This is a genomic window from Qipengyuania proteolytica (assembly GCF_019711565.1).
Lineage (GTDB): Bacteria > Pseudomonadota > Alphaproteobacteria > Sphingomonadales > Sphingomonadaceae > Qipengyuania > Qipengyuania proteolytica.
The window spans coordinates 210,502-229,479 of record NZ_JAIGNN010000002.1 but is presented as its reverse complement, the minus strand read 5'-3'; the positions used below and the strand labels follow the sequence as shown (position 1 = coordinate 229,479).

The following is an 18,978-nucleotide window of genomic DNA, read 5'->3' as shown; positions in this document are numbered from 1 at the left end:
AGAAACAGGGCTCATGATTCAGACCTTCGCCTTCTACCTGTTTGCCGTGCTGCTGATCGCCAGCGCCGTGCTGGTGATCATGGCGCGCAACCCCGTGCACTCGGTCCTCTGGCTGATCCTCGCCTTCTTCAACGCGGCGGGGCTGATGGTGCTGGTGGGCGCGGAGTTCATCGCGATGCTGCTGGTGATCGTCTACGTCGGCGCGGTCGCGGTGCTGTTCCTGTTCGTGGTGATGATGCTCGACATCGATTATGCCGAATTGAGGGCAGGCTTCATCAAGAACTTCCCGCTGGGTCTCGCAATCGCCGCGATCCTGCTGGCGGAGCTGGTGCTGGGCCTTGGCGCATATCGCGCCGGCGCATTCGAGCTCGGCACGCCGAGCGGCGCTGCCGCACCCGTGCTCGACCGTTCGAATATCGAGAGCCTCGGCGCGGTGCTCTATCGCGATTACCTGTTCCTGTTCGAGGCGGCCGGCCTCGTGCTGCTCGTCGCCATGGTCGGCGCCATCGTCCTGACCCACCGCCAGCGCCCCGACGGCGCGCGCGGGCAGCAGAACATCACCAAGCAGGTCCGCCGCAACCCGGACGAGGCAACCGTCATGAAGCAGCCGGAGATCGGCAAGGGGGTCGAGCTGTGATCGGCATCGAACACTATCTCGTCGTCAGCGCGATCCTCTTCGTGATCGGCGTGCTCGGCATCTTCCTCAACCGGAAGAACATCATCGTCATTCTGATGGCGATCGAGCTGATCCTGCTGAGCGTGAACATCAATCTCGTGGCTTTCAGCGCCTACCTCACCGACATGATCGGGCAGGTCTTCGCCATGTTCGTCCTGACCGTCGCCTCGGGCGAGGCGGCCATCGGGCTCGCCATCCTCGTCATCTATTTCCGTAGCCGCGGCACCATCGCGGTCGACGACGCAGACCGGCTGAAGGGGTAAGCACCGGTGCATCCGATCCTTTTCATCGTCTTCCTGCCGCTGCTCGCGTCGATCGTCGCCGGCCTGACCAACAAGGCCGCGCCGAGCGTGTTCGCCAAGTCGATCACGACCGGGGCATTGTTCGTCAGCTGCCTGCTCAGCTGGCCGATCTTTCTCGGCTTCGTCGGCGGGACAGCGGAAGCGAGCGTCATACCCGTGCTGCAATGGATGCAGTCGGGTGACCTGACCTTCGACTGGGCGCTGCGCGTCGATACGCTGACGGCAGTCATGCTGGTGGTGATCACCACCGTCTCGGCGCTCGTGCACCTCTATAGCTGGGGCTATATGGAGGAAGACCCGGACCAGCCGCGGTTCTTCGCCTACCTCTCGCTGTTCACCTTCGCCATGCTGATGCTGGTGACCGCCGACAACCTCGTCCAGATGTTCTTCGGTTGGGAAGGCGTCGGTCTCGCCAGCTACCTGCTGATCGGCTTCTGGTTCAAGAAGCCCAGCGCCAACGCCGCCGCGATCAAGGCCTTCGTGGTCAACCGTGTGGGCGACCTCGGCTTCATGCTTGGCATCTTCGGCACCTTCCTGGTGTTCAACACGGTCTCGATCCCCGAGATTCTCGCCGCCGCACCCTCGATGAGCGGGGCGACGATCGGCTTCCTGGGTTACCGCGTGGCGACGATGGATGTGCTCTGCATCCTCCTGTTCATCGGGGCGATGGGCAAGTCGGCGCAGCTCGGCCTGCACACCTGGCTGCCCGACGCGATGGAAGGCCCGACCCCGGTCTCCGCGCTGATCCACGCGGCCACGATGGTGACCGCGGGCGTGTTCATGGTCTGCCGCCTGTCGCCCATGTTCGAGACCGCGCCGGTCGCGCTCGGCATGGTGACCTTCATCGGCGCAGCGACCTGCATCTTCGCCGCCACCGTCGGCACGACGCAGTGGGACATCAAGCGCGTCATCGCCTATTCGACCTGCTCGCAGCTCGGCTACATGTTCTTCGCCGCCGGCGTCGGCGCCTATGGCGCGGCGATGTTCCACCTGTTCACGCACGCCTTCTTCAAGGCGCTGCTGTTCCTCGGTGCCGGTTCGGTGATCCACGCGATGCACCACGAGCAGGACATGCGTTATTACGGCGAGCTGCGTAAGCACATCCCGCTGACCTTCTGGGCGATGATGGCGGGGACGCTGGCGATCACCGGTGTGGGTATCTACCACCTCGGCGCAGGCTTCGCGGGCTTCTGGTCGAAGGACGCGATCCTCGAGGTGGCCTACGGTCGCGGCACCGAACTCGGCAACTTCGCGTTCTGGATGGGCACTTTCGCGGCGCTGCTGACCAGCTTCTACAGCTGGCGCCTGATGTTCCTCACCTTCTGGGGCAAGCCCCGATGGATCGAGAGCGAGCACATCCAGCACTCCGTCCACAAGACGCCCGAAGAAGCCGGTGCGGACACGACGGGTGGCTATCATCCGCACGAAAGCCCGCTGACCATGCTGATCCCGCTCGGCGTGCTGTCGATCGGTGCAGTGCTGGCAGGGCAGGTGTTCGCTCCGACCTTCCTCGACAGCGCGGCCTTCTGGAACGGTTCGATCTACTATAACGAGCCGCTGATCCACGCGATGCACGCCGTGCCGTACCTCGTGAAGTACGCGGCCTTCATCGTCATGTTGATCGGCCTGTTCGTCGCCTGGTACGCCTATATCAAGGACACCTCGATCCCGGCTAAGGCGGCGGAACAGCTCGGCCCGGTGTACCGGTTCTTCTACAACAAGTGGTATTTCGACGAGCTCTACCACTACCTCTTCGTGGTGCCGGCCTTCTGGCTCGGCCGCCAGTTCTGGAAACTCGGCGATATCGGCACGATCGACCGCTTCGGCCCCAATGGCGTTGCCTGGGTGGTCGAAAAGGGCTCGGTCGGCGCGCGCAAGTTCCAGACCGGATATCTCTATAGCTATGCGCTGGTGATGCTCCTCGGGCTCGTCGCCGCGGTGACCTGGGTGCTCTTCTGATGGAATTTCCCATCCTCTCGCTGATGCTCGCGGTTCCGCTTGCGGCCGCCATCGCCTGCCTGTTCCTGGGCGCGCAGAGCGCTCGGATGCTGGCGCTGGGTGCGACGCTGTTCGACCTCGCGCTCGGCATCCTGCTGTGGGCGAATTACGACATTGGCGGCGCGCAGTGGCAGTTTACCGAGCGCGCGGAGATCTTCGCGGGCTTCAGCTATGCCCTCGGCATCGACGGCATCGCGCTGATGCTGATCATGCTCAGCGTCTTCCTGATGCCGATCTGTATCCTCGCCAGCTGGGATGCGATAACCAAGCGCGTCGGCGAATACATGGCCGCCTTCCTGCTGATGGAAGTGCTGATGATCGGCGTGTTCGCCGCACAGGACATGTTCCTGTTCTACATCTTCTTCGAGGCCGGCCTGATCCCGATGTACCTGATCATCGGCGTGTGGGGCGGCGATAACCGCATCTACGCCTCGTACAAATTCTTCCTCTACACGCTGCTCGGCTCGGTCCTGATGCTGATCGCGATGATGTGGATGGTGAACGAGGCGGGCACCACCGACATCCCGACGCTGCTCAACTACGACTTCCCGGCAGGTGCGCAGACGTGGCTGTGGCTCGCCTTCTTCGCCAGCTTCGCGGTGAAGATGCCGATGTGGCCCGTCCACACCTGGCTGCCCGACGCGCACGTTCAGGCGCCGACCGCGGGTTCGGTGATCCTCGCCGGCGTGCTGCTCAAGCTCGGCGGCTACGGCTTCATCCGCTTCAGCCTGCCGATGTTCCCCGAAGCCAGCGCGCAGTTCGCCTGGCTGGTGTTCGGCCTGTCGATGGTCGCAGTGGTCTACACCTCGCTCATCGCGCTGGTGCAGCACGACATGAAGAAGCTGATCGCCTATTCCTCGGTCGCCCACATGGCGATCGTGACGGCAGGCCTGTTCGCCTTCAACGTGCAGGGCATCGAAGGCGCGATGATGGTCATGCTCGGCCACGGCCTCGTCTCGGGCGCCCTGTTCCTCTGCGTCGGCGTGATCTACGACCGCCTGCACACGCGCGAGATCGACCGTTACGGCGGACTCAGCATCAACATGCCGAAATACGCGCTGTTCTTCCTGCTCTTCACAATGGCCTCTGTCGGACTGCCGGGCACCAGCAACTTCGTCGGCGAATTCCTCGCGCTGGCGGGCCTCTACAAGGTCTCGACGCTGGTCACTCTGGTCTGCACCACCGGTATCATCCTGGGCGCTGCCTACATGCTCTATCTCTATCGCCGCGTCGCTTTCGGCGAACAGAAGAACGCCGATGCGGCCGCCATGCTCGACCTCAATGCGCGCGAGTGGATCATGCTCGCACCCATTGCGGCCGCCGTGCTGTGGATGGGCGTCTATCCCGAAAGCTTCCTCGCCCCCATGCGCCAGGATATTGCCGCGCTCGAGACGCGAATGGCCCGCGCCGCGCCTGAGGGTGACAGCCAGCTCAAGATCGGTGCGCCGAAGGAGCATAACGCCAATTTTGTCGCAGCCGCTCATGAAGCGGAGGGAGCGCACTGATGTCTTTCGCCAGCTCTCTCTATTTCACCGGTGCGGAGGTCGGCCTGTCGCTGACCGGCCTCGTCCTGCTGCTCGTCGCGGCATGGGGCGGCCAGAAGTCGGCGCGCATGGTCACGATCCTGGCAGTCGCCGGCCTGTTCGGTGCCGCGATCTTCAGCATGCACCTGTTCGACCTCGCCACAAGCGAAGTGGCGGGCCGTGCCTTCGGCGACCTCTATCGCGCCGACGCCTTCGGCAGTTTCGGCAAGGTGCTGATCTATCTCGCGGCCATCGCCGTGCTGATGGTGACGCCGCGCTTCTTCGACCAGCGTGGGGCCTATCGCCCTGAATATCCGGTGCTGATGCTGTTCAACGCCGTCGGCATGGGCATGATGGTTTCGGCGACCGACCTGATGACGCTCTACATCGGTCTCGAGATGTCGAGCCTGTCGAGCTACGTCCTCGCCAGCTTCCTGCGGCAGGATAGCCGTTCTGCGGAGGCGGGCCTGAAATACTTCGTCCTCGGCGGCCTTGCTTCGGGCATCATCCTCTACGGTGTAAGCCTGGTCTACGGCTTCACCGGCGGCACCAGCTACGAAGGTATTCGTGCCGCGCTGGAAGCCGATTTGTCGACCGGCGCCTTGTTCGGCGTGGTCTTCGTCCTCGCCGGCATGGCCTTCAAGATCAGCGCCGTCCCGTTCCATATGTGGACGCCGGACGTCTACGAAGGTGCACCGACCCCCGTCACCGCCTTCTTCGCGACCGCTCCCAAGGTCGCCGCAATGGGCATGCTCGTGCGCATGGCGATGGAGCCGTTCGCCGGACAGGTCGAAGCTTGGCGCCAGATCGTCATCTTTGCCGCGCTTGCATCGATCGTGGTGGGCGCACTGGGCGCAATCGGGCAGCAGAACCTCAAGCGGCTGCTGGCCTATTCCTCGATCAACAACGTCGGCTTCATCCTGATCGGCCTCGCTGCTGCGACACCGGCAGGGGTGGCGGGCGTGATGACCTACCTTGCGATCTATGTCGCCATGACCGTCGGCAGCTTCACCGCGCTGCTGATGCTGCGCGATCCGATGGGCAACAACCTGGAAACCTTTGCCGATATCTCCGGCCTGTCCACAAAGCGTCCTGCGCTCGCATGGTGCCTGCTCGCGCTGATGTTCAGCCTTGCCGGCATCCCGCCGCTGTTCGGCTTCTGGGGCAAGTTCGTGGTCTTCCAGGCCGCTGTGCAGGCCGATCTGGTCGCGCTTGCGGCGATGGGTATCGCGGCGAGCGTCATCGGCGCGTTCTACTACCTCAAGTTCATCAAGGTCATGTTCTTCGACGAGCCGACCCGTGAACTCGAGACAGAAAGCCCGCTTGGCCACTGGGTCGTGCTCGGCCTCAGCGTGCTCGTCATCTCGCCGCTCGGCTACCTGCTCACGATCCCGCTCGGCCAGTGGAGTGCGGCGGCCGCAGCGTCATTTACCGCGGCGATGTGATCCGCTTCGTCGAAGAGACGGGCTCGACCAATTCCGATCTCGCCGCGCAAGTCCGCGCGGGCGAGGCCGTCCACGAGGGCGATTGGCTCGTCGCGAACCGGCAATTCTCCGGGCGAGGGCGGCAAGGTCGCAAGTGGTTCGACGGCTCGGGCAATTTCATGGGCTCGACCGTGGTTCACCTGAACGAGCGGGATCCCAACCCGGCAAGTCTGGCGCTGGTCGCCGCTGTCGCCCTGTACGAGGCGGTCGCGCCGCTCTTGCCCGACCCGCGGCCGCTGCTGCTGAAATGGCCGAACGATCTGATGTACGCCGACGCAAAGCTCTCCGGCATCCTGCTGGAGCGCGAAAATGCGGCGATTGTCGTGGGAATCGGAGTAAACCTTGCGGCAGCTCCCGAGCTCGACGATCGGAAGACTATGGCGCTCAGCGCGCTCGGTCCGGCGCCGGACCGCGATCTCTTCGCCCAATCTCTGGCCGCGTCATTCGGCCGGGAACTGGAGCGCTGGCGGACCTATGGCCTCGATCCGGTGGTCCGCCGCTGGGAGAGTGTGGCGCACCCGATCGGCACGATGCTGACTGTGCATCCGCCGGGCGAGGAACCGATCACTGCGGCATTTGCTGGTCTGACAACGGATGGCGCGCTTTCTCTGCGCTTGGCGGATGGGGCGGCGCGTGTCATTCACGCTGGCGATGTCATGCTCGCAAATGAGGAGGGCTGAGCGATGCTGCTCGTAGCCGATGTCGGCAATACCAATGTCGTGTTCGCCCTGTTCGAGGGGCGCGAGATCAAGGCGCGTTGGCGCATTGCGACCGATCCGCGCCGCACCGGTGACGAATATGCAGTTTGGCTTCTCCAACTCGCCAAGCTCCAAGGTTTCGACAAGGGTGATATCGCGCAGGTCATCATCGGGTCTGTCGTGCCGCGCGCCATTCACAACCTGACCGTGCTTTCAGAGAAGTACCTTGGCTTGACTCCGCTCGTGGCTGGGCAGGGCGTGGCCGATTGGGGTTTCGAACTGGATATCGAGCAGCCCAGTTCGCTCGGTGCCGATCGCGCACTCAATACTCTGGCCGCCCACGCGAAATACGACGGTGACCTGATCGTCGTCGATTTCGGGACGGCGACGACGTTCGATATGGTCGATTTCAACGGCACCTATAAGGGTGGCATCATCGCCCCGGGGATCAACCTTTCGCTCGATGCGCTGGTCGGCAACACCGCCAAGCTTCCCCGCATCGCCATCGAAAAGCCCAGAAGCGAAAGCGTCATCGGCCGCAACACCGAAGACCAGATGCTCATCGGCGTGTTCTGGGGCTACGTTTCGCTCATCGAGGGACTGATCGCGCGCATGAAGAGGGAAATCGGACGGCCCGCCAGGGTCGTGGCCACCGGCGGATTGGCGATCCTGTTCGACGAGCACACCGACCTGTTCGACGTGGTCGACGCGGACCTGACCCTCGAAGGGCTGGCCCTGCTGGCGGAGCGTGCAGCTTGAAGAAGGATTTCACCCCCGAAGACGAACTGCTGTTCCTCGCACTCGGCGGATCGGGCGAAATCGGCATGAACGTCAATCTCTATGGCTGCCAGGGCCGGTGGCTGATGGTCGATCTGGGGATGACCTTTTCGGGCGACCAGTACCCCGGCGTCGACCTCGTGTTTGCGGATCTCGAATTCATCGAGGAACGGGCCGCACAGCTCGAAGCGATCGTGCTGACGCATGCGCATGAGGACCATATTGGCGCGGTGCCCTATTTCGCGGCCGACCTTGGCGTGCCGATCTACGCGACGCCGTTCACTGCCGATCTGGTCGCCCGTAAGCTGGAAGAGGCGGGCGTCGCCGATCAGGTGGTGCTGAACGTGATCGAGGATGATCACGGCAGCTTCAAGGTTGGCCCGTTCGAGATCACCTACATCCCTCTCGCGCATTCGATTGCCGAGGGCAACGCCCTGCTCATCGATACGCCCCATGGGCGCATCTTCCACACGGGCGACTGGAAACTCGATGAAGACCCGATCATCGGTGAACCGACGACCGAGGAAGAACTGACCGAAATCGGCGACGAGGGCGTGCTTGCGCTGGTTTGCGACAGTACCAATGTCTTCAACCCCTCTCCGAGCGGGTCGGAGGGGGCTGTCCACAAGGGCCTGCTGGAAGAGGTGCAGCGGCACGCCGGAAAGCGGGTGCTGGTTACAACCTTCGCCAGCAATGTTGCACGCTTGCAGACACTCGGTGACGTAGCCCGCGAAACCGGTCGCCAGGTCTGCGTCGCAGGCCGTTCGCTCGACCGGATTATCGAGGTGGCGCAGGACAATGGCTATCTCCAGGACTTCCCGCAGCCCGTCGATTTCGACACTGCCATGGGCCTGCCGCGCGGCGAACTGCTGATTCTCGCGACCGGCGGGCAGGGTGAACCCCGCGCTGCGCTGGCGCGGATCGCGGAAGAGAACCATCCGCTCGAGCTGGTGAGCGGCGACGTCGTCCTGTTCTCGAGCCGGCAGATCCCCGGCAACGAGATCAGCATCGGTGTGGTCCAGAACCGGCTCGCCGCACGCGGAATCACCATGGTCACCGACCGGCAGAGCATGATCCATGTGTCGGGGCATCCGGGCCGGCCGGAGCTCGAAGCACTCTACGGGTGGCTGCGTCCCGACATCCTCGTGCCTGTCCATGGCGAGATGCGCCACATGCAGGAGCAGGGCAGGCTCGGTAAGGCCAATGGCATAGCCGACCAGGTGGTCCAGCAGAATGGCGATCTCGTGCGGCTTGCGCCCGGTGCTCCGGGCAAGATCGCCGAAGTGCGAGCAGGGCGTCTCGTGCTCGATGGCGACATCATCGTGCCGGCCGACGGCGAGGCCATAGCGATGCGCCGCCGTATCATGCGTGAAGGCGTCGTCATCGTCGCGCTCGACGGCGACCTCAACCCGCGGCTCGACAGTGTCGGCTTGCCGCTCGACGAAGACTATGACGAATTCGTCGCCGAGGCGGTTGCTGATATTCGCAAGGCCCTCGGGCGCCTCAAGGGGCAGGAGCGCCGGACCGAGGCAACGGTGCATGAGGCGGCACGACTGGCGGCGCGCAGGGCGGCGCAGCGCTGGTCCGGCAAGCGCCCTCAGGTGCGCGTTATCCTCCCCAATCTTTGAGGTCTGACAGCGATGCAATGGACGAGCGTCCTCGCGATCTATTTCCTGTTCCTCGTGTTCAGTGCCTTCGTGCTGCTCCCTTTCGGCGTGCGCACGAATGATGAGGCAGGCGTCGAGAAGGTTCCGGGACAGGCAGATAGCGCGCCCGTGGAATTTCGGCCCGGAAGGATCCTGTTGAGGGCCGTCGTCCTCGCAGCGGTGCTGACGGCTGCTTATTTGGCCAATTACGTCAATGGCTGGATCGGCCCCGAAGACCTGATCTTCTGGGGCCCGTCGGCGCGTTGAGCGCTATTGCCGCAGACGCTCCAAGGCCTGCGCCAGAATAACGTAGAGCTTGCCCATATCGCCGGATAGCAGCGTCACCGCTACCGCATCGCCTTCGCGGGTCGAAAGCATCGTCCGCAACATCGCCTCGAAATCGTGGATGTAGCGGCTGACATGCTCTCGGAAATCGTGGTCGGTATCGTAAAGCTCGGCGATCTCGCGGGCCTCGGTGTTGTCGAGGAGGCGTACCGCACGGCGTGTGAAGATGCCCCGGTCACCGCGCAGGTAGCTCGCCCATGCAGTGTCGGTCACTTCGGTCGAGAGCGCCTTGGCGATGTCGATCGCATTCGAGTTCAGGCTTTCGCTGATCAGCGCGACGCGGCGCGAGAAGTCATTGTCGACGTGCTCCGTCGCCCGTTCCCTTGCATGCGCGATGCGGCTTTCGAGATTGCCCGTCAGTTCGTTGACCTTGGCAAGCTGGTCGCGCAGCTGTCGCATGATCTCGCGGCCCGCCTGCGACGAACGCCCGGTGGCTTCGTCGAGCTTGGAGAGCGCCGCTTCGGTGTGCTCCGCAAGTGCCCGTTCGATGGCCTGGGTGCTCTGGTCACCCACCTGGTTCGCCAGCTTGGCAATCCGCTCGCTTTGTTCGTCCTCGATCGCGACGAGGGCCTTGCGTGCACTGGATTCGAGTTCGCCAATCGCAGCGCGCAGTTCCGCTTGCGCTTTCTGCGCGACCGCTTCGTTTTCGGCCCCGAGTGCAGCGACGCTTGCGCGTAGCCGTTCGATACTGGCGACCTGTGCCGCAGCAGTCTCGCCGAACGTGGCCTGGAAGCGGTCGATGTCCTCCATCGCGGCACGGGCGCGGCCGTCGGCCGTCTCCATGCTCGCGGCGGCCGCATCGCCCGCTTCCCTGGCGCGGTCGAGCAAGGTCTGCACCTCTGCGGCGCGCGATTCGATCCGGGCGAGACGCTCTTCGCTGGCGACCATCGCCTTGGGCAGTTCGTCGCGGCTCTGGCGGGCACTGGCCTGGATCAGTTCGAGGAGCCTCACGCTGGAATCGGTGAGGGCGGCAACGGCCATGTCGGTGCCGTCGAGCGCTTCGCGGCTTTCCACCAACCTGCTGCTGAGCGCATCGAGCCCTGCTGCCACGCTGGTGCTGGCATCGCGCCCCTGAGCTTCGATGACGCGGAAGGTTTCACCGAGGGCGCCCAATCTTTGCGACAAGGCCTCACCTTCGCTGACGAGCCGATCGGCTTGCTCGATCTGCGCAGCGTGACGCTCCGAGAGGGCTGTATCCAGAGCAATCAGCCGCTCGTGCATGATGGCTAGCGCCTTCTGTTCGGCCTCGTCGAACCGGGACTGGCGTTGCGTCGTCTGAACCTCGAAGAGGCGATTGCGCTCGGCAATCCGGTCATCCACCTCTTCGGCTTCGTCGAACAGCGCCTTGAGTTTCGCCTTGGCCGATTCGAGCGCCGAATTGTCGATCCGGCTGATTTCCTCGATCGTATCGCGCAAACGCGTGTGCAATTCTTCGACTTGGCCTGACCAGGCGGCGAGAGCCACATCCTCTCCTGAGCGGATCGAGGACGTGATGTCTGAGGCCTCGCTCCGCAGCACCTCCAGACGGCTGCGGAGCGCGTCCATTGCCGCTGCCTGCTCTGCGCTCGTCGCTTCGCCCGCTTCGGACAATTCGCTACGCAGACTTTCGGCTCGCGCGCGCATCGCGGCGAGGGCATCGATCTCGCGGCTATCCAGTTCGCCCCGGAACGTCTCGCTTTCTTCACGCAGTAGGGCAAACCGGTGCTCGGTGATCGTCGCAAGCTGATCGGCCTGCGCTTCGAAAGCTGTCAGGGCCTCGTCGATGCGCTCACGCAAGGAGAGGACCTGCCGCTCGCTTGCCGATCCGAACTCGTTAAGCCGCTTGAATCCGGCGACCAGCTCGTCGAGCTGCGCCTTTGCCGTCCGCCCGGCACTGCCGATCTGGTTCGATACGTCCTTTGCCGAGTTGGCAATGACCGGCAGGTTGTCGCGCAGGCGGTCCATGTTTTCGAGGGCCGTTCCGCTGACGCGGGCGATTGCATCGACCTGCTGGCCATTGTCGTGGATGAGGCTCTGCAGGCGGTCGGCATGCTCGGATATCCGGTCGCTCGCGGAGCGCCCGAGGTATTCGAGGTCCTGCGCTTGCGAACCGAGAAATTCGCGGGCCAGGCTGAGTTCGCGATTGACCGTAGCCAGCTTCGCTTCGAGCCTTGTCGATTCTTCGGACAGCAGGCGCGCCACTTCGCCAAATCGCCGTGCTTCATGCCGCGAATTGCGAACGGCGAGCATCCACAGCGAAACCACGAGCAAGACCGGGATCGACCAGCTGGTGATCCAGGTAGTCCAATCCTGCGGTGTCCCGCCAGCCAGCATAGCGTCCTGGTGCGCCCAGACGTAAAAGGCAGTCCACCCGATGATGGTCAGCAGCGCAAGCGCCGGCGCCAGCCATGACATGTGCAGTGCAGGCTCGTCTTCTTGCCACTCCTCTTCGACTAAATCGAAACGCTCCTCGAAATGTTCGCCGCTGTCGTTCGTAAGATCCTCTGCGGTAACGACTTCCGCAGAAGCTTCCGTTGTGTTTTCAGAGACTGCCTTGATCATGGAGCGCTTCCTCATGGGCGCAAAGCTATCACGTTTCGGACATGCTTAAACCCACTTTAACCAGTTGAGGCATAGTCTTGCGCCAAGATGGCTTATCAATCCGCCCAGTTCGATGCTGCGATCGGTGCCGCAGCCGGCGACGATCCCGCGCTTTTGAGGGAATTGCGCTCGGCTTTTGCCGAAAGCGTGATGCGCCAGCTCGACCTGCTGCGCCGTTCCCGCTGTGATGGGAATTGGTGTGTCGCAGCCGACCGGTTACGGGGCGTGGCAGCGAGCTTTCATGCAACCGAACTGGTCGTCCTGGCCGACGAGGCTCTCTGCGGAGCGCCGGGTGATCCCGGCGTAATTTCCCGTATCGATGCCTTCGCGTCGTCGCTGGTGACGCAAGACTGAGGGAAATCCGGCCGACGGGGTGGCACAGCCGGATTTGGAAACCTAGAACCGTCCGGTCGCCGTCCCGAACCGGAGTGCGCCTTGCGCGTCGCGTTGCTATCCACGCTGGAAAATCCCCCCGCACCGGGCAAGTTGCGGGCACCTTTCCGCATGTTTGCCGGATCGCGGATCATCGACCGGCAGATAGACCTGGCCATTGCCGCGGGTTGCGAGACGATAGCATGCCTCGTCGACGGGATCGGTCGCGAGGTGACCGAGGCACAGCAGCGAGCCGAACAGGCCGGCGCGCGCTTCGTGGCCATGCAGCGTGCGCGGCCCTTGTCGGGCATCGTCGGCGCAGCAGATGAACTGCTGGTCATGGGGGCGGGTATCCTTCCTGCAGATGACGCGGTCCTGCGCCTGATCACACGCCCGGTCGTCCTGGCCTTCCCGGCTGAGGATGCGGTGCCGCGGGGCTATGAACGGCTCGATCTCGAATTTGCCTGGGCGGGTGTGATGCTGGCTCCGGGATCAGCGGTGGAGAGGCTGTCCGAACTGCCGGAAGATGCAGACGTCATTTCGGCCCTGCTGCGGATCGCCTTGCAATCCGGAGTGAAGATCTATCCGGTAGAGAAGCGGTTGCTTGAAGAGGGCATGTGGCACCTCAACCCGACCCCGGAGGCGCTGGCCGAGCGCGAGGACCGATGGATCCACACCCACGCCGATCCTGCCCCGTTCACAGCGCCGGGCCTCGCCGTGGCCGAGCGGATCGGCGCGCGCTTCGCCAAGGATTCACTGGGCGGGCGAGGGGTTCGCATTCCGGCAGTGGCGGCGGGCTTGGCGGGCATCGGCGCGCTGACCCTGGCGGTGCTTGGTTTTCCGGTTGCGGCACTCGGCCTTGGCGCGCTGATGGCCACGCTCGGTGCAGCGGGGGAGACGGTCGAGCGGATCGGCAAGGCTGGCCAGTTCGGGTCGACCCGTTCTGTCTTGGCGAAGACGATCGACTGGATGACCGACCCGATCCTCGCCATCCTCATTGCCCTTGCATCCCCCGAGGATACCGAATGGCTCCGCCTGTTCGTGCCTGCAGTGCTGTTCGGCCTCCTGCGTCTCGGGGAACGGTTTCGGCACGATACATGGCATGAAACCTACAGGGACCGTGTCGTGCTCGCCCTCGCGCTGGTCCCCTTCGCATTTCTCGGGGTCTTGCAGCCCGCCGTCGCGGCGCTCGCGCTGATCGTGCTGATAACGCTTTTTCTCGCACCGGATACCGGGGCATAACGGCGGATTAACCATGCCGCTGCTAAGGCGCCCCCATGAAGATGCACACGTCAGTGCCTGAAGTCGATCGCCAGAACGGTGTGGCCGCGATGCGAGAGGAGCTCGCGCGCGGGGATGCGCTCCTGCTGCGCGTGACGCCCATTCTCGAGCACCTGCTCGCGACGCCCGATCATTCGCTGTTCAGCGACGAACTCGTCGCGCGGATCAGAGGTATGTGCCACGATCTGGCATGGCAGATCCTGCGCGCCCAGGCAGAGGCAACGGGCGAGGCCGGCCGCGAAGCCTTCGCGGACCGGCACGGCGAGGCGCTTGCGCAGCACTTCTTTTCAAGTCCGCTCATCCTGTCGCACTGTCACGCGCTGGCGCTGGAGTGGCAACTCGCAACGCGAATGGAAGTGCAATACGGGATCGATCCGGTTCTCACGCCGGCATTGCAGCGCCTGATCGCATCGAGCGACAGCAGCCAGTCCAGTGCGGCGATGGCGGCGCTCGCCGCTCAGGCGCGCTTCTCGCAGTCGCAGCGGCGGATGGAACTGCCGCTGGCCGAATTGCCCGGCGACTTGTTCCACGAGCTCTTGATGGGGTGGCGCGCCTTTAACGGCGAACGCCGGTCGGATGCCATGATCCGGGCCGAAGCAAAGCTGCGCAATGCCTATGACGAAAGCGCCGGCCGACTAGCGCTTCTGGCACGACTTGTTGCCGGCATGGGCGAGACGGTTGGCGATGCTCTCGATATCCAGCAGGGCGGGGTGGCGCTTTTCCTTTCCGCACTGGCCGCCAAATCGGGGCAGTCGCGTTTCATGGCGGTCCTTTCGACAAACGAGCGCCAGACGACCCGGCTCGCGCTCGGCTTGCGCGCTGCGGGACTTGATGCACAAGCGGTGAGTGCGCAGGTGCTGCGCCTCCATCCTCAGGCGACGCCACTGGCTGCCCTCCGGGAGCTCACGCCATCGGAGGCCTTGGCGATGCTGGCGGACGCCGGAAGTCTGGGGGTCGGATAGTCATGGCGACAGTCGGAACCCGCTATATCGCGCACGGCCGCACCGATGCCGATGGCCGGCTCACCGAGGCAGGACAACCGCTCTCCGGTTTGCAGGAGGCATGCGGCGGGCATCTGGGTGGTGAAATCGCCATCCCGGAGTTGCGTGCGCTTGTCGAGAAAGCAAAGCTCTACGGGTTGCGCCTTGCCCGCCAGTTTTCCGCGGTGGACGGCGAGAATCGTATCACGGCGTGGGTCGAAATCGGGCCTGAGATGAGCGACGCCGGCGAAATCCTCGGATGCGAGATCGACGTCGTCAGCTGGCAAACCGAGGAGCTTCCACCAGAGAACGAACTCGACAGTGCGCGGCGGCGGATCGAGATCAACCGCCATCTGGCGGACTGCACCGCCCGCCTCGATGCAAGGCAGAGAATCCTGTCGGTGGTGACCGAAGCGCCCGATCTCGCCGAGTTCGTTGCCAAGACTTCCGAAACGGTAGGTCGTCCATGGACGGACTTCGTACACATGCCCGGGAACACGCACGAACAGCCGCTGCACTGGCGCCTGCTGGACGGAGTGAAATGCCAGATTGAGGGTTCGAAGCGAGCGTGGACCGCGCATCTGGAACCGCTCGGACATGGCGAGGCGGGGAGTGCCGGCTTTGTCTTGTACCTCACTGCCGACACGCCGGTCGCGGCGGGGTCCGGCGGCGGATCGTCGAGCGGGATCGAGGGCGCATCCTTCGGTCGAGACCTGACACCGGTTCTGCGCCAGCCGATCAACCGGATCATCGCCAATGCGGAGACGATCCGCACCAAGCTTGCCGGGCCGATCGCCGACGAATACAGCGATTACGCCGCAGACATCGCCACCGCGGCGCAGCACCTGCTTGCCCTGATCGACGACCTTTCCGACCTCGAAGTGGTCGAATCCGACCAGTTCGTGACTGCGCCGGACCGGATCGAACTTGCCGACGTCGCGCGCCGTGCATGCGGAATCCTCGGCGTGCGTGCGCAGGAAAAGGGCATCACGCTCGTTCCTCCGGTGGAAGGCGAGAGCCAACTTGCGATTGCCGAGTTCCGACGCGTTTTGCAGATCCTGCTCAACCTCGTCGGCAATGCCATCCGCTATGCCCCGGAGGATAGCCAAGTCTGGATCCGTCTCGACCGTATCGGAAGCCGGGCGCTGATCACAGTGGCCGACCAGGGACATGGTCTCGACCAGGATCAGCAGGCCAGGGTCTTCGAGAAGTTCGAGCGCCTCGGGCGGAGCGGCGACGGCGGCTCCGGGCTGGGGCTCTATATTTCGCGGCGCATCGCAAGGGCCATGGATGGCGACCTGACAGTCGAAAGCGCACCGGGCCAAGGCGCTCGCTTTACGCTTTCTGTCCCGGCAGCGGACGACATGCGCGGCGAACAACGCGGCGGTCCCGGCAAGAACGTGCCCGGGTCCGACGCTTCCGAGTGACACGAAAAAGGGGCGCAGAAGCGCCCCTGGATCGTTTGGTGTCTTGTCCCGTCAACGCTTGCCGATGGGCACGTAATCGCGCTCGGTCGGGCCGGTGTAGAGCTGGCGCGGACGACCGATGACCTGGCCGGGATCGGAGATCATCTCGTTCCACTGCGCGACCCAGCCGACGGTACGGGCGAGGGCGAAGAGCGCGGTGAACATGGTCGTCGGGAAGCCGATCGAGTTGAGGATGATGCCCGAATAGAAGTCCACGTTCGGGAAAAGCTTCTTTTCCTTGAAGTAATCGTCGTTGAGCGCGATTTCTTCGAGCCGCAGCGCGGTCTCGAAAACCGGGTCGCTGACGTTGAGCGCGTCGAACACCTCGCGAAGGGTCTTTTGCATCACCGTCGCGCGGGGGTCGTAGTTCTTGTAGACGCGGTGGCCGAAGCCCATCAGGCGAAACGGATCGTTCTTGTCCTTCGCGCGCTCAATGTAATGCGGGATGCGGTCGGGCGAGCCGATTTCCTGCAGCATGTTGAGCGCCGCCTCGTTCGCGCCGCCATGCGCCGGACCCCACAGGCAGGCGATGCCGGCCGCGATGCAGGCAAAGGGGTTCGCGCCCGACGAACCGGCGAGACGCACGGTCGAGGTCGAGGCGTTCTGTTCGTGGTCGGCATGGAGGATGAAGATCCGGTCCATCGCGCGCTCGATGGCGGGGTGGATTTCGTACTCCTCCGCCGGCACGCCGAAGGTCATGCGCAGGAAATTGCCGGTGTAGCTCAGCGAATTCTGCGGCTGCATGAAAGGCTGGCCGACCGAATACTTGTACGCCATCGCCGCAATCGTCGGCATCTTGGCAATCAGCCGGTGGCTCGCGATCTTGCGCTGCTCGGGATCGGAAATGTCGGTGCTGTCGTGATAGAAGGCCGACAGGGCACCGACCACGCCGCACATGATGGCCATCGGGTGCGCGTCGCGGCGGAAACCCTGATAGAACTGGCGCAGCTGGTCGTGGACCATGGTGTGGCGGGTGATGGTGTAGGTGAAATCGTCCAGCTCTTCCTGCGTCGGCAGCTCGCCGTTGAGCAGCAGGTAACTGACTTCCATGAAGCTGGAATGCTCGGCCAGTTGCCCGATTGGGTAGCCGCGATGGAGGAGGACGCCTTCTTCACCGTCGATGTAGGTCAGCGCGCTTTCGCAGCTGGCGGTCGACTTGTAACCCGGGTCATAAGTGAACTTGCCGGTCGCACCGTAGAGCTTGCGAATGTCGATCACATCCGGGCCGACACTGCCCTGGAGGACCGGGAAGTCCTGGGTCTGATCACCCAGATCGAGAGTTGCCTTCATATCGGCCACGCGTTTCTCCTCAAGCGTCCTGAGCCGACCTTGCCGGAGAAGAGGCCTGCGCGTCTATCCGCGCGAGCGACTCTTCCTTGCCCAGCAGGACCAGCACATCGAAAATACCAGGGGACGTGGTGGTCCCCGTCAGTGCCGCGCGCATGGGTTGCGCGAGCTTGCCAAGGCCCAGTTCCTGAGCCTCCGCATACGTTTTCGTAGTGGCTTCGAGAGCCTCGATTGTCCAGTCATTTTGCAGGTGCAGCATTTTGGACAGTTCAGCGAGGCGCGCCCGGGCCTCGTCATCGAGCAGCGCGGCTGCCTTCTCCGTCATTTCCAGCGGACGCTTCGCAAAGAGAAATTGCGATCCTTCAGATAGTTCGTTGATTGACTTCGCACGGGGCTTGAGCACGGGCATCGCCTTGGCCAACAATTTCTCGTCGGCGCTCGATCCCAGCTTTTCGGCGACTATACTGGCGAGGCGCGCGTCGTCGGCCTCGCGGATATAGTGACCGTTGAGGTTCTGCAGTTTCTTGATGTCGAAGCGGGCCGGACCCTTGCCGACACCCGACAGGTCGAACAGCGCCACCGCTTCCTCGCGCGAGATTTCTTCGCGGTCGCCATGCCCCCAGCCGAGGCGCAACAGATAATTGAACAGCGCTTCGGGCAGGATACCCTCGTCGTCGCGATAGGCCTCCACGCCGACCGCCCCGTGGCGTTTCGACATCTTCGCGCCGTCGGGCCCGTGGATCAGCGGCACATGGGCATAGACCGGATCGGGCCAGCCGCCCTCGATGGCGTTCATGGCGCGGATGATCGGCAGCTGGCGGAAGGCGTTGTTGAGGTGATCGTCGCCGCGGATGACATGCGTGACACCCATGTCGTGATCGTCCACCACGACTGCGAGCATGTAGGTCGGGGTGCCGTCCGCGCGCAGCAGCACGTAATCGTCGATCTCGGCGTTCTTCACCGTGACCTTGCCCTGCACGGCATCCTCGATCGTGGTCTCGCCTTCGGTCGGGACCTTAAGGCGGATCACGTAAGGCGCGCCCTCGGGCGCCTCCACAGGGTCGCGGTCGCGCCAGCGGCGGTCGTAGCGCATGGGCACTTTGGCCGCGCGCTGCTCGGCGCGCATGGCCTCGAGTTCCTCGGGAGTCGCGAAGCACTTGTACGCGTGCCCGTTGTCGAGCAGCCGCCGCGCGACTTCGGCATGGCGTTCGGCGCGGTCCGACTGGAACAGAGCCGGCTCGTCATAGTCGAGACCCAGCCAATCCAGCCCGTCGATGATCTTGTCTATCGCGTCCTGCGTGCTTCGCTTGCGGTCGGTATCCTCGATCCGCAGCAGCGCGCGACCCCCGTGGTGCCGCGCGAACAGCCAGTTGAACAGCGCCGTGCGCGCGCCGCCGATATGGAGATATCCGGTGGGCGAGGGGGCAAAGCGGGTGACGACCTTTCCGGTGGGCGCTCCACTATCGCTTGCCATTGTCTCTCGCTTCCTTTCAAACACTTGCATGGCGACGCGCGGGACGCCCTTGGTACCTATGGGGGGAGCGGACGACGCGTCCGCGGATA

At 63.9% G+C, this 18,978-nt stretch carries 16 protein-coding genes; 13 read left to right on the top strand and 3 right to left on the bottom strand.

Annotation, left to right across the window (positions count from 1 at the left end):
• Positions 1 to 13: 13 nt before the first annotated feature.
• The 9 genes from K3172_RS09990 to K3172_RS09950 are packed head-to-tail and all read left to right on the top strand — an operon-like array spanning position 14 to position 9,371.
• Positions 14 to 637 (top strand): NADH-quinone oxidoreductase subunit J, encoded by a 624-nt coding sequence (locus tag K3172_RS09990; protein WP_221589626.1) that lies wholly within the window; start codon positions 14 to 16, stop codon positions 635 to 637.
• Positions 634 to 939, top strand: a complete 306-nt coding sequence (gene nuoK, locus K3172_RS09985; protein WP_221589624.1) for an NADH-quinone oxidoreductase subunit NuoK — start codon at positions 634 to 636, stop codon at positions 937 to 939. The genes K3172_RS09990 and nuoK overlap by 4 nt, the downstream gene beginning before the upstream one ends.
• 6 nt (positions 940 to 945) lie before the next feature.
• Positions 946 to 2,937: an NADH-quinone oxidoreductase subunit L gene (gene nuoL / locus K3172_RS09980; RefSeq protein ID WP_221589622.1), complete on the top strand. Its 1,992-nt coding sequence runs from the start codon at positions 946 to 948 to the stop codon at positions 2,935 to 2,937.
• Positions 2,937 to 4,481, top strand: a complete 1,545-nt coding sequence (locus K3172_RS09975; RefSeq protein ID WP_221589620.1) for an NADH-quinone oxidoreductase subunit M — start codon at positions 2,937 to 2,939, stop codon at positions 4,479 to 4,481. Before nuoL ends, K3172_RS09975 begins: the two co-directional genes overlap by 1 nt.
• Positions 4,481 to 5,944 carry an NADH-quinone oxidoreductase subunit NuoN gene (gene nuoN, locus K3172_RS09970; protein ID WP_221589618.1) on the top strand — a complete coding sequence of 488 codons (1,464 nt, stop codon included), beginning with the start codon at positions 4,481 to 4,483 and terminating at the stop codon, positions 5,942 to 5,944. Before K3172_RS09975 ends, nuoN begins: the two co-directional genes overlap by 1 nt.
• Positions 5,941 to 6,663, top strand: coding sequence for a biotin--[acetyl-CoA-carboxylase] ligase (locus tag K3172_RS09965; protein WP_221591096.1), 723 nt, complete (start codon positions 5,941 to 5,943; stop codon positions 6,661 to 6,663). The genes nuoN and K3172_RS09965 overlap by 4 nt, the downstream gene beginning before the upstream one ends.
• A 3-nt stretch (positions 6,664 to 6,666) precedes the next feature.
• Positions 6,667 to 7,440, top strand: a complete 774-nt coding sequence (locus tag K3172_RS09960) for a type III pantothenate kinase (RefSeq protein WP_221589616.1) — start codon at positions 6,667 to 6,669, stop codon at positions 7,438 to 7,440.
• Complete coding sequence (locus K3172_RS09955; RefSeq protein ID WP_221589614.1) at positions 7,437 to 9,086, top strand: ribonuclease J; 1,650 nt, start codon at positions 7,437 to 7,439, stop codon at positions 9,084 to 9,086. Before K3172_RS09960 ends, K3172_RS09955 begins: the two co-directional genes overlap by 4 nt.
• A gap of 12 nt (positions 9,087 to 9,098) precedes the next feature.
• Positions 9,099 to 9,371, top strand: a complete 273-nt coding sequence (locus K3172_RS09950) for a DUF1467 family protein (RefSeq protein WP_221589612.1) — start codon at positions 9,099 to 9,101, stop codon at positions 9,369 to 9,371.
• 3 nt (positions 9,372 to 9,374) lie between these two features.
• On the opposite strand, the gene K3172_RS09945 is transcribed toward K3172_RS09950, so the two are convergent.
• A complete protein-coding gene (locus tag K3172_RS09945) occupies positions 9,375 to 11,990 on the bottom strand; it encodes a coiled-coil domain-containing protein (RefSeq protein ID WP_221589610.1) in 2,616 nt (871 codons plus the stop codon).
• 87 nt (positions 11,991 to 12,077) lie between these two features.
• Here K3172_RS09945 and K3172_RS09940 point away from each other — a divergent pair, with 87 nt between their 5' ends.
• The 4 genes from K3172_RS09940 to K3172_RS09925 all read left to right on the top strand — a co-directional run bounded on the left by K3172_RS09940 (position 12,078) and on the right by K3172_RS09925 (position 16,089).
• Entirely contained in the window at positions 12,078 to 12,383 is a 306-nt protein-coding gene (locus tag K3172_RS09940) for an Hpt domain-containing protein (protein ID WP_221589608.1), read from the top strand.
• Positions 12,384 to 12,533: 150 nt separating this feature from the next.
• Positions 12,534 to 13,643 carry a hypothetical protein gene (locus K3172_RS09935; protein WP_221589606.1) on the top strand — a complete coding sequence of 370 codons (1,110 nt, stop codon included), beginning with the start codon at positions 12,534 to 12,536 and terminating at the stop codon, positions 13,641 to 13,643.
• Positions 13,644 to 13,678: 35 nt separating this feature from the next.
• Positions 13,679 to 14,644 carry a hypothetical protein gene (locus K3172_RS09930; RefSeq protein ID WP_221589604.1) on the top strand — a complete coding sequence of 322 codons (966 nt, stop codon included), beginning with the start codon at positions 13,679 to 13,681 and terminating at the stop codon, positions 14,642 to 14,644.
• A gap of 2 nt (positions 14,645 to 14,646) precedes the next feature.
• Positions 14,647 to 16,089 carry a sensor histidine kinase gene (locus tag K3172_RS09925; RefSeq protein WP_221589602.1) on the top strand — a complete coding sequence of 481 codons (1,443 nt, stop codon included), beginning with the start codon at positions 14,647 to 14,649 and terminating at the stop codon, positions 16,087 to 16,089.
• A 51-nt stretch (positions 16,090 to 16,140) separates the two neighbouring features.
• Here the strand turns inward: K3172_RS09925 and gltA are convergent, their stop codons facing one another.
• A complete protein-coding gene (gltA, locus tag K3172_RS09920; protein ID WP_247718192.1) occupies positions 16,141 to 17,418 on the bottom strand; it encodes a citrate synthase in 1,278 nt (425 codons plus the stop codon).
• A gap of 19 nt (positions 17,419 to 17,437) precedes the next feature.
• Complete coding sequence (gene gltX / locus K3172_RS09915) at positions 17,438 to 18,889, bottom strand: glutamate--tRNA ligase (RefSeq protein ID WP_221589598.1); 1,452 nt, start codon at positions 18,887 to 18,889, stop codon at positions 17,438 to 17,440.
• Positions 18,890 to 18,978 lie beyond the last annotated feature (89 nt).